17 protein-coding genes and 2 tRNA genes are annotated in these 14,618 nt (G+C 68.9%); 14 read left to right on the top strand and 5 right to left on the bottom strand.

Annotated features, from left to right (window positions below; genetic code table 11):
• The first annotated feature begins 16 nt into the window (after positions 1–16).
• The 4 genes from gyrA to FYC51_RS07785 all read left to right on the top strand — a co-directional run bounded on the left by gyrA (position 17) and on the right by FYC51_RS07785 (position 3,206).
• A complete protein-coding gene (gyrA, locus tag FYC51_RS07800; protein WP_238476360.1) occupies positions 17–2,542 on the top strand; it encodes a DNA gyrase subunit A in 2,526 nt (841 codons plus the stop codon).
• Between the two features lie 6 nt (positions 2,543–2,548).
• Entirely contained in the window at positions 2,549–2,953 is a 405-nt protein-coding gene (locus FYC51_RS07795; protein ID WP_148733021.1) for a DUF3566 domain-containing protein, read from the top strand.
• A gap of 65 nt (positions 2,954–3,018) precedes the next feature.
• Positions 3,019–3,092, top strand: a tRNA-Ile gene (locus FYC51_RS07790).
• A gap of 41 nt (positions 3,093–3,133) precedes the next feature.
• Positions 3,134–3,206: transfer RNA gene (locus tag FYC51_RS07785), tRNA-Ala, on the top strand.
• 48 nt (positions 3,207–3,254) lie between these two features.
• Here the strand turns inward: FYC51_RS07785 and FYC51_RS07780 are convergent.
• Positions 3,255–3,602, bottom strand: a complete 348-nt coding sequence (locus tag FYC51_RS07780; protein ID WP_238476262.1) for a GntR family transcriptional regulator — start codon at positions 3,600–3,602, stop codon at positions 3,255–3,257.
• A 40-nt stretch (positions 3,603–3,642) separates the two neighbouring features.
• Here FYC51_RS07780 and FYC51_RS19185 point away from each other — a divergent pair, with 40 nt between their 5' ends.
• The 5 genes from FYC51_RS19185 to FYC51_RS07755 all read left to right on the top strand — a co-directional run bounded on the left by FYC51_RS19185 (position 3,643) and on the right by FYC51_RS07755 (position 7,708).
• Positions 3,643–4,596, top strand: coding sequence for a hypothetical protein (locus FYC51_RS19185; RefSeq protein WP_187432536.1), 954 nt, complete (start codon positions 3,643–3,645; stop codon positions 4,594–4,596).
• Between the two features lie 39 nt (positions 4,597–4,635).
• Positions 4,636–5,493, top strand: a complete 858-nt coding sequence (locus FYC51_RS07770) for a hypothetical protein (protein ID WP_148733019.1) — start codon at positions 4,636–4,638, stop codon at positions 5,491–5,493.
• Between the two features lie 61 nt (positions 5,494–5,554).
• Positions 5,555–6,283: a hypothetical protein gene (locus tag FYC51_RS07765; RefSeq protein WP_148733018.1), complete on the top strand. Its 729-nt coding sequence runs from the start codon at positions 5,555–5,557 to the stop codon at positions 6,281–6,283.
• 150 nt (positions 6,284–6,433) lie between these two features.
• Complete coding sequence (locus FYC51_RS19180; RefSeq protein ID WP_187432535.1) at positions 6,434–7,231, top strand: hypothetical protein; 798 nt, start codon at positions 6,434–6,436, stop codon at positions 7,229–7,231.
• A gap of 30 nt (positions 7,232–7,261) precedes the next feature.
• Positions 7,262–7,708, top strand: coding sequence for an NUDIX hydrolase (locus tag FYC51_RS07755; RefSeq protein WP_148733017.1), 447 nt, complete (start codon positions 7,262–7,264; stop codon positions 7,706–7,708).
• Positions 7,709–7,898: 190 nt separating this feature from the next.
• On the opposite strand, the gene FYC51_RS07750 is transcribed toward FYC51_RS07755, so the two are convergent.
• Both FYC51_RS07750 and FYC51_RS07745 read right to left on the bottom strand, forming a co-directional pair.
• Positions 7,899–8,096 (bottom strand): hypothetical protein, encoded by a 198-nt coding sequence (locus tag FYC51_RS07750; protein ID WP_148733016.1) that lies wholly within the window; start codon positions 8,094–8,096, stop codon positions 7,899–7,901.
• 652 nt (positions 8,097–8,748) lie between these two features.
• Positions 8,749–9,270: a hypothetical protein gene (locus FYC51_RS07745; protein WP_148733015.1), complete on the bottom strand. Its 522-nt coding sequence runs from the start codon at positions 9,268–9,270 to the stop codon at positions 8,749–8,751.
• 120 nt (positions 9,271–9,390) lie between these two features.
• On the opposite strand from FYC51_RS07745, the gene FYC51_RS07740 reads away from it, so the two are divergent.
• Positions 9,391–9,936 carry a peptidylprolyl isomerase gene (locus FYC51_RS07740; protein ID WP_148733014.1) on the top strand — a complete coding sequence of 182 codons (546 nt, stop codon included), beginning with the start codon at positions 9,391–9,393 and terminating at the stop codon, positions 9,934–9,936.
• Between the two features lie 7 nt (positions 9,937–9,943).
• Positions 9,944–10,819 carry a rhomboid family intramembrane serine protease gene (locus tag FYC51_RS07735; RefSeq protein WP_238476261.1) on the top strand — a complete coding sequence of 292 codons (876 nt, stop codon included), beginning with the start codon at positions 9,944–9,946 and terminating at the stop codon, positions 10,817–10,819.
• Between the two features lie 194 nt (positions 10,820–11,013).
• On the opposite strand, the gene FYC51_RS07730 is transcribed toward FYC51_RS07735, so the two are convergent.
• Positions 11,014–11,253 (bottom strand): cell division protein CrgA, encoded by a 240-nt coding sequence (locus tag FYC51_RS07730; RefSeq protein ID WP_148733012.1) that lies wholly within the window; start codon positions 11,251–11,253, stop codon positions 11,014–11,016.
• A 72-nt stretch (positions 11,254–11,325) separates the two neighbouring features.
• Between FYC51_RS07730 and FYC51_RS07725 the strand changes: the two genes are divergently transcribed.
• Genes FYC51_RS07725 through FYC51_RS07720 form a run of 3 tightly spaced genes read left to right on the top strand, consistent with a single transcriptional unit; the run spans position 11,326 to position 12,918 of the window.
• Entirely contained in the window at positions 11,326–12,123 is a 798-nt protein-coding gene (locus tag FYC51_RS07725; RefSeq protein ID WP_148733011.1) for a class E sortase, read from the top strand.
• 1 nt (position 12,124) lies between these two features.
• Positions 12,125–12,283 (top strand): hypothetical protein, encoded by a 159-nt coding sequence (locus tag FYC51_RS19175; RefSeq protein ID WP_187432534.1) that lies wholly within the window; start codon positions 12,125–12,127, stop codon positions 12,281–12,283.
• Entirely contained in the window at positions 12,280–12,918 is a 639-nt protein-coding gene (locus tag FYC51_RS07720; protein ID WP_148733010.1) for an anthranilate synthase component II, read from the top strand. Before FYC51_RS19175 ends, FYC51_RS07720 begins: the two co-directional genes overlap by 4 nt.
• A gap of 5 nt (positions 12,919–12,923) precedes the next feature.
• Here FYC51_RS07720 and pknB read toward each other — a convergent pair whose 3' ends face one another.
• Entirely contained in the window at positions 12,924–14,618 is a 1,695-nt protein-coding gene (gene pknB, locus FYC51_RS07715) for a Stk1 family PASTA domain-containing Ser/Thr kinase (RefSeq protein WP_148733009.1), read from the bottom strand.

Below are 14,618 nucleotides of genomic sequence, written 5' to 3'. Positions count from 1 at the left end.
CGACCTGCAGCTCGAGATGCAGCGGTCGTACCTCGACTACGCGATGAGCGTGATCATCGGTCGTGCGCTGCCCGACGTGCGCGACGGCCTGAAGCCCGTGCACCGCCGCGTCATCTACACGATGTACGACGGCGGCTACCGACCCGACCGCGCGTTCTCGAAGTGCACGCGCATCATCGGCGACGTCATGGGCCAGTTCCACCCGCACGGCGACACCGCGGTGTACGACTCGCTCGTGCGCCTCGTGCAGCCGTGGAGCCTGCGCTACCCGCTCGCGCTCGGCCAGGGCAACTTCGGCTCGCCCGGCAACGACGGCGCCGCGGCGCACCGGTACACCGAGACGAAGATGGCCCCGCTCGCCATGGAGATGGTGCGGGACATCGACGAGGAGACCGTCGACTTCCAGGACAACTACGACGGCCGCACCCAGGAGCCGACCGTCCTGCCGAGCCGGTTCCCGAACCTGCTCGTCAACGGGTCCGTCGGCATCGCCGTCGGCATGGCGACGAACATCCCGCCGCACAACCTCCGCGAGGTCGCGTCCGGCGCGCAGTGGTTCCTCGAGCACCCCGACGCCTCGCGCGAGGAGCTCCAGGAGGCGCTCATCCAGCGCATCAAGGGGCCCGACTTCCCGACCGGTGCGCAGATCCTCGGGGTGAAGGGCATCAACGACGCCTACCGCACCGGTCGCGGGTCGATCACCATGCGCGCCGTCGTCAACGTCGAGGAGATCCAGGGCCGCACCTGCCTCGTCGTCACCGAGCTGCCCTACCAGGTGAACCCCGACAACCTCGCGATCAAGATCGCCGACCTCGTGAAGGACGGCAAGATCGCGGGCATCGCCGACATCCGCGACGAGACCTCGGGCCGCACCGGCCAGCGCCTCGTGATCGTGCTGAAGCGCGACGCGGTCGCGAAGGTCGTGCTCAACAACCTGTACAAGCACACGCAGTTGCAGGACAACTTCGGTGCCAACATGCTCGCGATCGTCGACGGCGTGCCGCGCACCCTCTCGATCGACGGCTTCATCGCGCACTGGGTCGACCACCAGATCGACGTCATCGTTCGCCGCACCCAGTTCCGCCTGCGCCAGGCCGAGGAGCGGATGCACATCCTGCGCGGCTACCTCAAGGCGCTCGACGCGCTCGACGAGGTCATCGCCCTCATCCGCCGCTCGCCGACGGTCGAGGACGCGCGCGACGGACTCATCGACCTGCTCGGCGTCGACGAGGTGCAGGCCCGCGCCATCCTCGACCTGCAGCTCCGTCGCCTCGCGGCCCTCGAGCGCCAGAAGATCATGGACGAGGCATCCGAGCTCGAGACGAAGATCGCGGACTACAACGCGATCCTCGCGAGCCCGACCCGCCAGCGCAGCATCATCTCCGACGAGCTCGCCGAGATCGCCGCGAAGTACGGCGACGACCGCCGCACGCACATCCTCCCGGGCTTCGACGGCGACATGTCGGTCGAAGACCTGATCCCCGAGGAGGAGATGGTCGTCACCGTCACGCGCGGCGGTTACGTCAAGCGCACCCGCAGCGACAACTACCGCTCGCAGCACCGCGGCGGCAAGGGCGTGAAGGGGGCGCAACTGCGCGCCGACGACGTGGTGGAGCACTTCTTCGTCACGACGACGCACCACTGGCTGCTCTTCTTCACGAACATGGGCCGCGTCTACCGCGCCAAGGCCTACGAGATCCAGGAGGGCGGCCGCGACGCCAAGGGCCAGCACGTCGCCAACCTGCTCGAGATGCAGCCCGACGAGCAGATCGCCGAGATCCTCGACATCCGCGACTACGAGGTGGCGACGTACCTCGTGCTCGCCACGCGCGACGGGCTCGTGAAGAAGACCGATCTCACCGCCTACGACACCAATCGCTCCCGCGGAATCATCGCGATCAACCTCCGCGAGGGCGACGAGCTCGTCTCGGCGATGCTGGTCGACGAGCACGACGAGATCCTGCTCGTGTCGCGCAAGGGGATGTCCCTCCGGTTCGAGGCGACGGATGACGCGCTCCGCCCCATGGGCCGGTCGACGTCGGGCGTGAAGGGCATGTCGTTCCGCTCGGGCGACAGCCTGCTCGAGGCATCCGTCGTGCCCGGATCGAACGGCAACGAGGCCGAGATCGAGGCCGTCGACGCATCCGCCGAGGACAACGGCCAGAAGCTCAGCCCGAGCGACACCTACGTGTTCGTCGTGACCGAGGGCGGCTACGCGAAGCGCACCAGGGTCGAGGACTACCGCAAGCAGCAGCGCGGCGGACTCGGCATCAAGGTGGCCAAGCTCAGCGAGGACCGCGGCGACCTGGCCGGCGCCCTCATCGCCTCCCGAGGCGACGAGGTCCTTGTGGTTCTTGCCAGCGGCAAGGTGGTACGCTCTGACGTCGCCGAGGTTCCCGCCAAGGGCAGGGACACGATGGGCGTCGTGTTCGCGAAGTTCGCGGACGACGACCGGATCATCGCCATCGCGAGGAATTCCGAACGGAATCTCGTGGAGGAGGCCGCAGAGTCCGAAGCGGCCGAGCCCGCGCGAGAGGAGTAACCGTCAATGAGTAGCGTCGCCGAGAAGCTGGCCCGCAAGTCGAACCGCCGGCCCCCGGCCAAGCAGGTGCGCCTGCGCCTCGTCTACATCGACTTCTGGTCGGCGGTGAAGCTGTCCTTCCTCGTGGCCGTGTGCTTCGCGGTCATCAGCATCGTCGTGACCTTCCTGATCCACACGGTGCTGAGCTCGACCGGCATCTTCGAGCAGGTCAACTCGCTCGTGCAGGACGTGGCCGGCTCGAGCGGCGACCTGACCGCGGTGCTCTCGCTCGGCAACGTGATGGGCTTCGCGGTCGTCGCCGCGCTGCTCAACCTGGTCGTGACCACCGCGCTCGGCGCGATCGTGGCCGTGCTCTACAACCTCAGCGTCAAGATCACGGGCGGCCTGCTGGTCGGCTTCACCAACAACTGACGCCGACCTCGGCTCGATTCGGAGATTCCCGCACCGTCGGGTAGTCTTTCCTTCGGCCGAAATTCGGGGATATAGCTCAGGCGGTTAGAGCGCTTCGCTGATAACGAAGAGGTCCGAGGTTCAAGTCCTCGTATCCCCACTCCACAACTCCACACCCGCGGATGCCGCGACATCCGCTCGGGGGCCTTAGCTCAGTTGGTAGAGCGCCTGCTTTGCAAGCAGGATGTCAGGAGTTCGAATCTCCTAGGCTCCACCCAGTCTTCATCGGCTCGCCTGTCCAGTCAGGCGAGCCGCGGTCGTCTCAGGGGACGGCGACGATCATGTCGATGAGCTCCTGGGTGCTGTAACCCTGCTGGCGTGCGAACGCCACGAGTTCGCGGGTGCGTTGGAGCACCGCGCCGCGCTCGGGGACCCCCGCTACCGAGATGCCGCGCCCGCGCCGGAACTCGAGCAGTCCCTCGTCTCGCAGGAGGCGCAGCGCGCGCAGCACCGTGTTGGTGTTCACGTCGAGTACGGCCGCCAGGTCTCTCGCCGGGGGCAGGCGATCACCCGGCAGAGCCTCGCCATCTGCGATCGACCGACGGATCTCGGCGGCCACCTGCTCGTAGAGGTCGGTCCGATCGTTCCGATCGAGCTTGACATCGATCATGGTGCTAATGATAATATCGTCATTGGTTGGAGCAGGCAACATGAGCACCACCACCTCCGAACACGTGCCCCCTTCCGTCGACGATGACGGTCCGGTCTCCAGCGAGCACTTGGCCAGAGCCGAGAGCGCCGATGACTCCTTCGCCGATGCTCCGCCCGTCATTGAGGACGGTGCGATCTCCGACGCACGTCATCATGCACGCCAGCGTCGGAGTCGGATCACGCTCATCGTCGTGGCATCCGCCGTTGTCGTCGCTGGAGGCATCGCGGCGTTCTTCTCCGACACGGCTGGAAGTCGGGTCGCGGCGCCCGAACCGAACGGGCCACCGGCAGCGGATGCTCCGGCGTCCGCAGCGACCGTGAAATATCGATGGGCCAGGATCCACGTCGGCTGGGCATACGTGTACGACGACGGCTTGGTGCTCTCCTACGCGGATCGACCGCCGATCCGCGCACGCCACCTGAGCCCACTCGGCATGACGCTCCTCAGCGATGGGGTCTTCGATGCGGAGGACCTCGTCGGGCCGGCCGGGACCGTCCCCGCTGAGGCGTGGGCCGACGAGCGCTCCGGGGCTTACCGAGCGACGGAGTACGCGTTGTGCCACCTCGCGAAGGTACCCGCTCCCGAACCGGACTTCCTGACTGACGTCGGCACGATAGCCATGAAGCTACCGCGTCCGGTCCGAGCGCTCCTCGAGCACGCCGACGTGCGGAGCTTCACCCAACCCGTCCTGGACGAGGATGGGCGCTTCGTCGGGATCGACGGCCATCATGGCGATCCCGGTCCCGGGGTGGACTGTCACGTGATGAGCGCGGACCTGGTCCGTGCCATCTGGGCGCACACCCGTCCGGATCTCGGCCAGACCGAGCAGGACGTCCGTTTCCGCACCGACGATTCGGCGTTCGCGACCATGGACGGGATCGACGGCAGCGAGATGATCCTGATCTCGATCCCGATCATGCCCCACGGCGGCTGGGTCCTTTGGGGCGGCTGAACGCCGACTCGGTGTCCATCATCGGTTGGAGCAGGCAACGTGAGCACCACCACCACCGCACGCGCACACCCTTCCGTCGACGGGTCGTCGCCGCCGGTTGAAGCCGGCGTCATCCGGGAGGCCGGGATCCGGACACGGCATCGGCATCTGCGCTACGCCATCGGCGTCGCCCTCGGCGTGTTGCTGCTCGGCGCAGGAGCGCTCGCGATGTCGGGCGGTCCATGGTCCTCGTCTGAGGAGAGGACTGCCGAGGGAATCCCACCACCGATCGCTGGAGCGACGTTCGATGACGGACGGATCCTGGCGCAGTGGAGCAAGCTCCACGTCGGGTGGCTGTACGTCTACGCGGACGGTCGGGTGCTCTCCTATCCCGATCGCCAGGCGGCTGCGGGCCATCCGAACGGTGGGATACTCGAGCGGCGACTCAGCCCCGTCGGCGTGGAGATGGTGCGGACCGGCGAGGTCGAGCTCCGCGAGTTCCTGTCGCTGTCCGACCCGCTTCCGACGGCCGCCTGGTCGGACCCGTCCGCGGCGAACTACCGGCCGTCGAGGTTCGCGTTGTGCCATGCACCCGTCAGCGAGAGCCCGCCGCGCGAGGGGCTCCGCGACGTGAAGCTGATCGGGGATCAGATCCCGATCCAGCTGCGCTCGGTTCTCAGCGGCACCGAGCGGAGCTTCGCCGATCCGGTCGTCGGGCCGTGGCCCGGAGTGGACTGCTTCGTCCTCGATGCCCGCGAGGCCGGGGTGGTGTGGGACGTGAGCCTGCCTCGGGACGATCCCGCGATGTACCCGAGTGATGCGAACTACACCACGTTGACCGCCACGAACGGAGCCGAGCTCGACGTCGTGCTCCTTCCGATCCTTCCCCACGGCGGATTCGTGCAGTGGGGTGGATGAGGCGCGCGTTCGGGTCGCCCGGAAGGACATCATGATGAAGGCACCGTGTGCCGCCGTAGCGGTGGCCCTCGCACTCATGCTGGTCGGGTGCGCCAGCATCTCGAACCGGACCGCGGCGAACACGTCCTCGCCGCCTTCGTCCCCATCCGCTTCCTCGAACACGGCCCCGCTGGTCGCTCTCGAACCGGGGACGCAAGCCGCCCCGAGCTTCTGGCCGCCGCTCACCTTCACAGTTCCCGCCGGATGGCTCACCGAGCCCGCGGCCGAGGGACAGCTCACGCTCGTGCCCGACACGTCCGAGAACCGCGAACTGATCGGAAGCGGTGGGTATCCCACCATCTTCCTCAACGTCTTCCCCAGCATCCAAGTCGCGGCCGAGGACTGCAGTGATGAAGCCGCTCCCGGAGTGGAGTGGACGGCGGACGACATCGTCGGCGCCCTCGCGACCCGTCCTGGGCTGAGCACGGAGGAACCCGTCCCGGTCGCCGTCGGCGGACTCTCGGGGCAGCAGATCGACCTCGCCATCGACCCCGATTGGACGGCGAACTGTGGAGGCGACGGGCCCTACGTGCCGCTCCTGTACTCGCAGGACTTCATCACATGGGGGGCCGAGCCCGATGAGCAGTGGCGGATCATCGTCCTCGACGTCGCCGGCCTCCCGAGCGGGATGTACGCCACGGTCATGGTCGTCGTCTACTCCGCTGCGGCAGAAGGGTGGGACGACCACCTGGCGGCCTCGACCGCGGTCATCGAGTCGTTCGAGTTCGACACGACCCCGCCCGGTCCTTGATCCGGCGGGGGCTGACCGACCCTCGCCGACGGGAGGCAACAGTGCGAGGATGGCGTCGGAAGAGGGGGACCGACGCGGATCGACCGCACGCACTCGAGTCCCGCACGCCGCCGGTGGCGCACGGGTTATGTCGTCGCGGCCGTCGCGGCGGTGGTCGCCTACGCGAGCGTGGGGGCGCTGGCCGTGGTCGGGGCATCCGACACGGCCGGCCAGGCACCTGCCGCGGCGGCCGAGCGGGCCGACGTGAGCGGGCATGACGAGGACGACGCGAACATCATCGCGGCGTGGAGCCGGCTGCGTATCGGGTGGATCTACGTGTACGGGGACGGGCGCGTCGTGCTCCGGCACGACAACGGGCGGCTCCTCACGTCAGAGGGCAGCGTCTCGTACGGGATCATCCAGCGGCACCTCAGCCCGTTCGGCCTGCGCCTCGTGCAGTCGGGGGCCGTCAACTTCGCGGCCGTCCTGGGCGAGCCCGACAACGTCGAATCCAGCTTCTGGTCGCCGACGGCGGCGGCGCTCTACCGACCGACCTCGTACGCGCTCTGCCTGGTCAACACGTCGCCGAATCCGGCCCCCGACCAACTGCTGCTCGACGTCCCCGACATCATCGACCGCGTCTCGGGCGCAGCTCATGAGGTGCTCCGGGACGGCATCGTTCGCAGCTTCACCGACGACTTCCTCGATGAGGACGGGAACTTCGCCGGCCTGGCCGGATTCCACAGTGCGCCGGGACCGGGCGTCGAGTGCATCCTCCTCGACAAGGCGGGCATGCTCAGGCTGTGGGCGCAGACCAGGCTGCCGCTCAGCGGACCCGACGACCGCGGCGTCCTGCGGTTCAGCGACGCGACGTTCGGCGTCCTGACCGATGTCGACGGGGTGGAGGAATACCTCGTCGCTGCGATCCCGATCCTGCCGCACGGCGGCTGGGTGGTCTGGGCCGGGTGAACCCGATGGCCGCTGTCGTACAGTGGCCGGATGGACATCCGCATCGCCGCGTATGGCGTGATCATCCGTGACGGCGAGATCCTGCTCGCGCACTGGAACGAGCACGGCCGGTCCGGGTGGACGCTGCCGGGCGGCGGTATCGAGGGCTCGGAGCACCCGGTCGAGGCGGTCCGGCGCGAGATCTTCGAGGAGACGGGGTACGAGGCATCCGTCGACCGCCTGCTCGGCATCGACACGATGGTCGTGCCCGCCGAGCGGCGGCACTCGGGCGACGTGCCGCTCTACGCGATGCGGGTCGTGTACCGCGCGACGGTGACCGGCGGCGAGCTGCGCAGCGAGGTCGGCGGTTCGAGCGACGATGCCCGGTGGTTCCCGCTCGCCGAGGTGGCCCGGCTGAAGCGGGTGAGCCTGCTCGACATCGCGCTGCGGCTGAACGCCCAGGAGCCGGCGGACGGCTTCCCGCCCGCCGCCCCCTGAGCGTCGGACCCCAGCAGCCGCGACGACGACGACGGCGACGACGACAGCGCAGCGGCCCGTGCGGCCGATGCCCTCTCGACGTCGCCGTCGTGCGTTGCCGAGACCCCCGCGGAGCACATCCCCGTCGAGCGGGATGGCGTCCCGGGATGCGGATGGTTCCGCGGGGGCTCGGTGTGTACGGTGCCCATGATCAGATGAGGCCGGCACCGCCCAGCGCGAGGCGACGGAACTGCTCGTCGCGGGCGCGGGTGGCGTCCTGCTCGGTCTGGCGGCGCAGGGTCACGGCGTCGGTGCTCCGACGCTCCTCCTGGCGACGGCTCCACGCGAGCAGCGCGAGGCCGGCGCGGCGGGCCAGTCGCTCGCGCAACTGGCGTGCCTGGGCACTCATGGTGGTGGCTCGGCTCTGCTGAGCCGAACCGGCGGTGAGTGATGTGGTATTCACGATCATTCCTTCTGGTGGTGGGTTCCCGGCCGGACGATCGCCGGTCGGGGTGGTGCGATCCGTGGTGTGCGAACTGCGGGAGGCGAGCCCTCGGACGGATCGGCGCGAGGGCGCGCCAGTGGGGACGTTCCGGGCGCGCGGGCGCGCCGGCGAGGCGGGAAGCCTGGCGGCTCCGGGCTGCTGTCCGGCGCGGCATCCGATGGTCGGGGTGATCGATTCGATCGGGTCGACGGATGCTGCGGCGGATGCCGCAGGGTCACGCCCGAGTGGGCTGCGCTCGAGTGAACGCTGTGACGGTCAGGCGCTGAGGCGCCGAGTGCCGGTGCGGGCTAGCAGGCCGGGTACGCGAGGAGGACTCCCGTGTGCGGCTCAGTGAACGAAATGATGTGCATCATCGGTATCAACTCCTCTCCGGTTTCGTGTTGCCAGGACCGAGAGTTGACAGTAGCGGGATTCTCAGGTGGAACGCAAGGCGATTTCCCAGATTCGTCGGAATCGGTTCGGAATTCAGTACCAGCACTGAGGTCGAGCGCTCGGCGGAGACGACGAAGGGCCCCGCCTGATCGGATCAGGACGGGGCCTTCGCGGAAGACCTGGTTCAGGCGGCGGGCGTGCCGCTCGCCGTGCCGGGCTCGTCGTCGGCGACCCAGAGCTCGTCGTCGGCGCGGAACGTCTGCCAGACGGCGTAGGCCACGCCGACGGCCGCGACGATGCCGGCGCCGATCGCGAGGTACGTGCCGACGCCCGGGCCCTTCTTCTGCTCGACCACCGCGGCGGCGCGCGGCGAAACGCGCTCGACGGCGCGGCGGACCCGCGCGTCGTTCGCGATGTCGCCGATCGCGAGCAGCGACCCGAGGGCGTTGCCGAGGCCCACCTGGGCGGCGTCGCCCGCCGAGCGAGCGTAGCCGCGTGCGGTGTCCATGCCGGGTCGTACGTAGCTCTCGTAGCCCGAGCGCATGCGCGGAACGACCTCTTCACGGGTGACGTGGCCGAGCTGGCGGCTCGCCTCCCTGGCGACCGAGTTGGCGTGCGCGAGCACCTGCTGCTGGTTCCCCCAGAGTTCTTCCGCACTGCTGCGCAGTCGCTTGAGTTCCTTGCGGCGCTTGCGTGACAGGCTCATCTCGACCTCCATCGTTGTGCAGCGAACCACTCCATCTTGCCACCGAAACCGCTGGAAACGGGGTGGGAGTCGCAATCCTGCATGCCGGTTGACGAATCTGCGCGTGACAGAATAATGGCCATGGCGAATCCCACCGCAGTCGCGACGATCAACACGAACCACGGCCCCATCAAGGTCGACCTCTACGGCCACCAGGCCCCGAAGACCGTCAAGAACTTCGTCGGCCTCGCGACGGGCGAGATCGAGTGGACCCACCCCGGCACGGGCGCGACGTCGAACGACCCGCTGTACGACGGCGTGATCTTCCACCGCATCATCCCGGGCTTCATGATCCAGGGCGGCGACCCGCTCGGCCAGGGCGTGGGCGGCCCGGGCTACCAGTTCGACGACGAGATCAGCCCCGAGCTCGACTTCACCGAGCCCTACGTGCTCGCGATGGCGAACGCCGGCCGCGACCGCGTCACGGGCGGCGGCACCAACGGCTCGCAGTTCTTCATCACCGTCGGGCCGACCACCTGGCTGCAGGGCAAGCACACCATCTTCGGCAAGGTGACGGATGCCGCGAGTCAGGCCGTGGTCGAGAAGCTCGCCTCCGTGCCGACCGACGGTCGCGACAAGCCCCTCGAGGACGTCGTCATCGAGAGCATCACGATCGAAGAGGCCTGATCCGCAGGTGAGCACCGAGCCTGCCGGGGAAGACCGCGACGCCGAGCGGCCCGACGTCTGCTACCGGCACCCCGATCGGCCGAGCTACATCCTCTGCCAGCGATGCGGCCGCACGATCTGCCCCGAGTGCCAGACGCAGGCGCCCGTCGGCGTCATCTGCCCCGAGTGCATGCGCGAGCAGCGCGCGTCGGCGCCGCGCACGAAGTCGGCGGTGCTCAAGCGTGCCCGCTCGGCGGCCGGGCGCGGCGCGCCGGTGGTGACGTATACGCTCATCGGCATCACGCTCGCGGTGTTCGTGCTGCAGCTGATCCCCGGGCTCGCGGTCACCGATCGGCTGCTCTACGCCGGCGTCTACTCGATCCCCGGCAACTTCGAGCCGTGGCGCATGCTCACCTCGGTGTTCGTGCACTCGACGGGCCTGATCTTCCACGTGCTGCTGAACATGTACACGCTGTGGATCTTCGGGCAGTTGCTCGAAGGACTGCTCGGGCGGTGGCGCTTCCTGACGCTCTACCTCGTCTCGGGCCTCGCCGGCTCGGTGGGGGTGCTCTGGCTCGGTGATCCGCGCACGGGGGTCGTCGGGGCATCCGGGGCGATCTTCGGCCTGATGGGCGCGTTCCTCGTGATCCAGCGCCGACTCGGCGGGGACGCCACGCAGCTCTTCGTGCTGCTGGGCATCAACCTCGTGATCGGATTCGTGCCGGGTTTCAACATCGCCTGGCAGGCACACCTCGGCGGACTGGTCGGAGGTGCGATCGTCGGACTCATCCTCGTCGAGACCCGCAAGCGGTCGCAGCAGGCACTCCAGGTGGGGCTGCTGGTCGCGTTCGTCGTGGTATTGCTCGTGCTCAGCCTGCGGTACTTCTACTTCCCCATCACCTGAGGGTTATCCACATCCCCGTCCACAGGTGGGGAGAGTTACACGCGTGTAGTTGTGGCCATTCCGGGGGACACGGGCGTATCCACAGGGGTATCCCCTTGTGGACAACATGTGGAGAACTCGCGCCCCGCGGCATCCGCGAGCACACGAAACGGGCGGATGCCGCAGCATCCGCCCGCTCGGTCGCGTGGAGCCGGCTAGCGCCAGCGTGTGGTCATCAGGAAGCCGACGAAGGCGATGCCGAAGCCGATGAGGATGTTCCAGGAGCCGAGGTCGGCGATGGGCAGCCGGCCCTGGCTCACGTAGAAGACGATGATCCAGGCGAGTCCGAGCAGCATGAAGCCGAACATCACGGGCTTGAACCAGACCGGGTTCGGCGCCTCTTCGCCGCTCGCCTGCTCCGCGCGCGCGGGCTTCGATGATTTCGTACGTGCCATGCGGGCGATTCTATCCGAGCCGGATGCGTACTCCCAGTCGAGGGGCTCCGGGCCGGGAATAGAATCGCTCCCATGTCCGACCCGCAGCCCGAGCACGGTCGTGCAGCCGGCGCTTCCGGAGGCGCCCGGGGGCGTCGCCGGGTCGGCGTCGTCGGGGTGATCGGGGAGCTCCTCGTCACCGCGGGCGTGCTGGTGCTGCTGTTCCTCGGGTGGCAGCTGTGGTGGAACGACGCGATGATGGCGGGTCAGCAGTCGAACGCGGCATCCGACCTCAGCAGCCGATGGCTCGAGCAGGGGCGCGCCGCCCACGGCGGCACCGAGCCGCCCGCGCCCCCCGACTACGGCGACCCCGTCGTCGATACGGCGGACCATGCGAACGGGGAGGCGTTCGCGGTCATGTACGTGCCGCGGTTCGGGGCGGACTCGCAGCGGAACATCGCCGAGGGCACCGGCCTCGACGTGCTGAACAGCACCGAGCTCGGGGTGGGCCACTATCCCGACACGCAGATGCCCGGGGCGGTCGGCAACTTCGCCATCGCCGCGCATCGCAGCGCGTACGGCGGCGGGATGCACGAGATCGACCAGCTGCAGCTCGGCGACGCCATCTACATCCAGACGCGCGACGGCTGGTACACCTACCGGTTCCGCGACCTCGAGTACGTCACGCCCGAGACGGTCGAGGTGCTCGCACCCGTGCCGCACCACCCCGACCTGCAGCCGGTCGACCGCATCATCACGCTGACGAGCTGCAACCCGCTCTACTCGACGGCAGAGCGCATCATCGCGTACGGCGTGCTCGAGTCGTGGCAGCCGGCCGCGGCCGGCCCGCCCGCGGAGATCGCCGACGTCGTCGCAACCTGGGGGGCCTGAGATGTACGCTGCTCTGTGGCGGATCCTGCCCGGCCCGGCCTGGGTTCGGGTCATCCTGCTCCTGCTGCTCCTCGCAGCAGTGGTCTTCGCCCTCTTCACCTGGGTGTTCCCCTGGGTGGACGGCATCGTCAATCCGATCGAAGTCACGGTGGACTCATGACCCGCGTTCTCGTCATCGACAACTACGACAGCTTCGTCTACACGCTCAACGGCTACCTGCAGGAGCTCGGCGCCGAGACCGAGGTGGTGCGCAACGACGACATCGACGTCTCCGACGTGCCCGCGCGCATGGCGGAGTACGACGCCGTGCTCATCTCGCCGGGGCCCGGCAAGCCGGGCGACGCCGGCGTCTCGATCCCGGTCGTCGAGGCGGCACTCGCCTCGGGGCAGCCGCTGCTCGGCGTGTGCCTCGGCCACCAGGCGATCGCCGAGGCGTTCGGCGCCACGGTGACCAACGCCGAGGAGCTCATGCACGGCAAGACGTCGCGGATCACGCACGACGACAGCGACTTCTACGACGGCGTGCCGCAGCCGTTCACCGCGACGCGGTACCACTCGCTCGCCGTGGTCGACGGCACCGTGCCGTCCGAGCTCGTGGTGACGAGTCGCACCCAGGGCGGCGTGATCATGGGGCTCCGCCACGAGTCCGCACCCATCTACGGCGTGCAGTTCCACCCCGAGTCGGTGCTCACCGAGGGCGGCTACCGCATGCTCGGCAACTGGCTCGCCGTCGCCGGGCTACCCGAGGCGCGCGAGAAGGCGGTGGGCCTCAATCCGCTGGTGCGAGCGGACTGAGGGGATCAGCCGGCGCAGTAGGTGAGCTCGACCTCGGAGCGCTGCGGAACGTCGCCCGGCGGCAGCGACTGCTGCGTGACCGGTGAACCGGGCTGCGACTCGCACGACGGGTCGGGCTTCGGCACCGGGGTCAGCTGCAGGTTCTCGGCCGACAGGTACGACGAGGCCGCGGCCAGCGTCTGCCCGGTCAGGTCGGTCAGGGTGACGAGGCCGCTCGAGATGCGGAAGTCGACCGACGACCCGGCCTCGGCCGAGGTGCCGGCCTCGGGCGTCGTGCCCATGACCGTGTCGGCGGGCACCGTCGGCGAGTTCTCGCGATTCTCGGTGCCGGGCACGAGCCCGGCCGCCTGCACGTCGGCCTTCGCCTGTTCGAGCGTCTTGTTGCGCACGTCGGGGACCGTCACGGGTTCTCGACCCGACGAGACGTAGACCGTCACCGCGGTGTTGGTGTCGACGATCTCGCCCTCGGGCGGGTCTGTGCGGATCACCTGGCCCGCGGCCACCGTGTCGTTGGTCTCGTCGATGCGCGTCGCCGGCAGCCCGAGCTCCTGCAGCTGCGAGACCGCCTCCTCGTAGGTGACGCCGGCCAGGGCCGGGATCTCGCGCGCGTTCGACGGGAGGTCGTCGGTCGGCTGCAGGTTGAACGCCCAGTACATGACCGCGATCACGATGACGACGACGCCGATGATGCCCGACCAGATCCAGATGGCCGGAGGACGCCGCTGGGTGCGCGACATCGTCTCGTCTTCGGTGAGCTGGCGGAGCGCGAGCTCGGAGCTCGTCAGCGAGCTCGTGGGTGCGCCGAACAGCAGGGTCGCCTCGTCGGGCTGGCGGTGCACGGGCACGCGACCGGATGCCGCGATGTCGACGTCGGCCCGGAACTCCGCCGCCGTCTGATAGCGCTCGTCACGGTTCTTGGTGAGCGCGTGCAGCACGACGGCGTCGAGCGCGGGGGAGACCTTGGGGTTGATGGCGCTCGGCTTCACCGGGCGCTCGCTCACGTGCTGGTACGCGACCGCGACCGGGGTGTCGCCGCGGAACGGCGGCCGGCCCGTGAGCATCTCGAACAGCACGACACCCGTCGAGTAGAGGTCGGTGCGCGCGTCGACGGTCTCGCCCTTGGCCTGCTCGGGCGAGAAGTACGAGGCCGTGCCCAGGATGGCCGTGGTCTGCGCGACCGTCGTCGACGAGTCGGACACCGCGCGCGCGATGCCGAAGTCCATCACCTTCACCTGGCCGGTGGTGGTGATCATGATGTTGCCGGGCTTGATGTCGCGGTGCACGACGCCCGCCCGGTGCGAGTACTCGAGTGCGGTGAGCACCCCGTCGATCACGCGCACGGCGGCGACCGGCTCGAGTGGGCCGTCGTGGATGATGTCCTTGAGCAGCCGTCCCTCGACGAACTCCATCACGATGAACGGCAGCTGCACCTCGTGTCCGGCGGAGTCGACGACCGTCTCCTCGCCGGCATCGAACACGCGGACGATCGTGGGGTGCGCCATTCGCGCCGCGGACTGCGCCTCCTGGCGGAACCGCATGCGGAAGGCCGGGTCGGTGGCGAGCTGTGGCTTCAGGAGCTTGATCGCGACCTTGCGGCCGAGTCGAGTGTCGGAGCCGACGTGGACGTCGGACATGCCGCCGCGACCGATGAGCGCGCCCACGCGATACCGCCCCGCGAGCACGCGTCCCTCATCGCTCAC

The sequence above is a fragment of the Agromyces mariniharenae genome (genome assembly GCF_008122505.1).
In the GTDB taxonomy this organism is placed as follows: domain Bacteria; phylum Actinomycetota; class Actinomycetes; order Actinomycetales; family Microbacteriaceae; genus Agromyces; species Agromyces mariniharenae.
The sequence above is the reverse complement of the archived record's forward strand: the minus strand, read 5'-3'. Positions and strand labels throughout refer to the sequence as shown.

Excerpts from the sequence above, each read along its gene's own strand:
- gyrA (WP_238476360.1), top strand. The coding sequence starts at position 17 with ATGCAGCGGTCGTACCTCGACTACGCGATGAGCGTGATCATCGGTCGT.
- FYC51_RS07745 (WP_148733015.1), bottom strand. The coding sequence starts at position 9,270 with ATGAGCCTGTCACGCAAGCGCCGCAAGGAACTCAAGCGACTGCGCAGC.
- FYC51_RS07720 (WP_148733010.1), top strand. The coding sequence starts at position 12,280 with ATGACCCGCGTTCTCGTCATCGACAACTACGACAGCTTCGTCTACACG.
- FYC51_RS07730 (WP_148733012.1), bottom strand. The coding sequence starts at position 11,253 with ATGGCACGTACGAAATCATCGAAGCCCGCGCGCGCGGAGCAGGCGAGC.
- FYC51_RS07740 (WP_148733014.1), top strand. The coding sequence starts at position 9,391 with ATGGCGAATCCCACCGCAGTCGCGACGATCAACACGAACCACGGCCCC.
- FYC51_RS07780 (WP_238476262.1), bottom strand. The coding sequence starts at position 3,602 with ATGATCGATGTCAAGCTCGATCGGAACGATCGGACCGACCTCTACGAG.
- FYC51_RS07725 (WP_148733011.1), top strand. The coding sequence starts at position 11,326 with ATGTCCGACCCGCAGCCCGAGCACGGTCGTGCAGCCGGCGCTTCCGGA.
- FYC51_RS19185 (WP_187432536.1), top strand. The coding sequence starts at position 3,643 with ATGAGCACCACCACCTCCGAACACGTGCCCCCTTCCGTCGACGATGAC.
- FYC51_RS07795 (WP_148733021.1), top strand. The coding sequence starts at position 2,549 with ATGAGTAGCGTCGCCGAGAAGCTGGCCCGCAAGTCGAACCGCCGGCCC.
- FYC51_RS19175 (WP_187432534.1), top strand. The coding sequence starts at position 12,125 with ATGTACGCTGCTCTGTGGCGGATCCTGCCCGGCCCGGCCTGGGTTCGG.
- FYC51_RS07755 (WP_148733017.1), top strand. The coding sequence starts at position 7,262 with ATGGACATCCGCATCGCCGCGTATGGCGTGATCATCCGTGACGGCGAG.
- FYC51_RS07750 (WP_148733016.1), bottom strand. The coding sequence starts at position 8,096 with ATGAGTGCCCAGGCACGCCAGTTGCGCGAGCGACTGGCCCGCCGCGCC.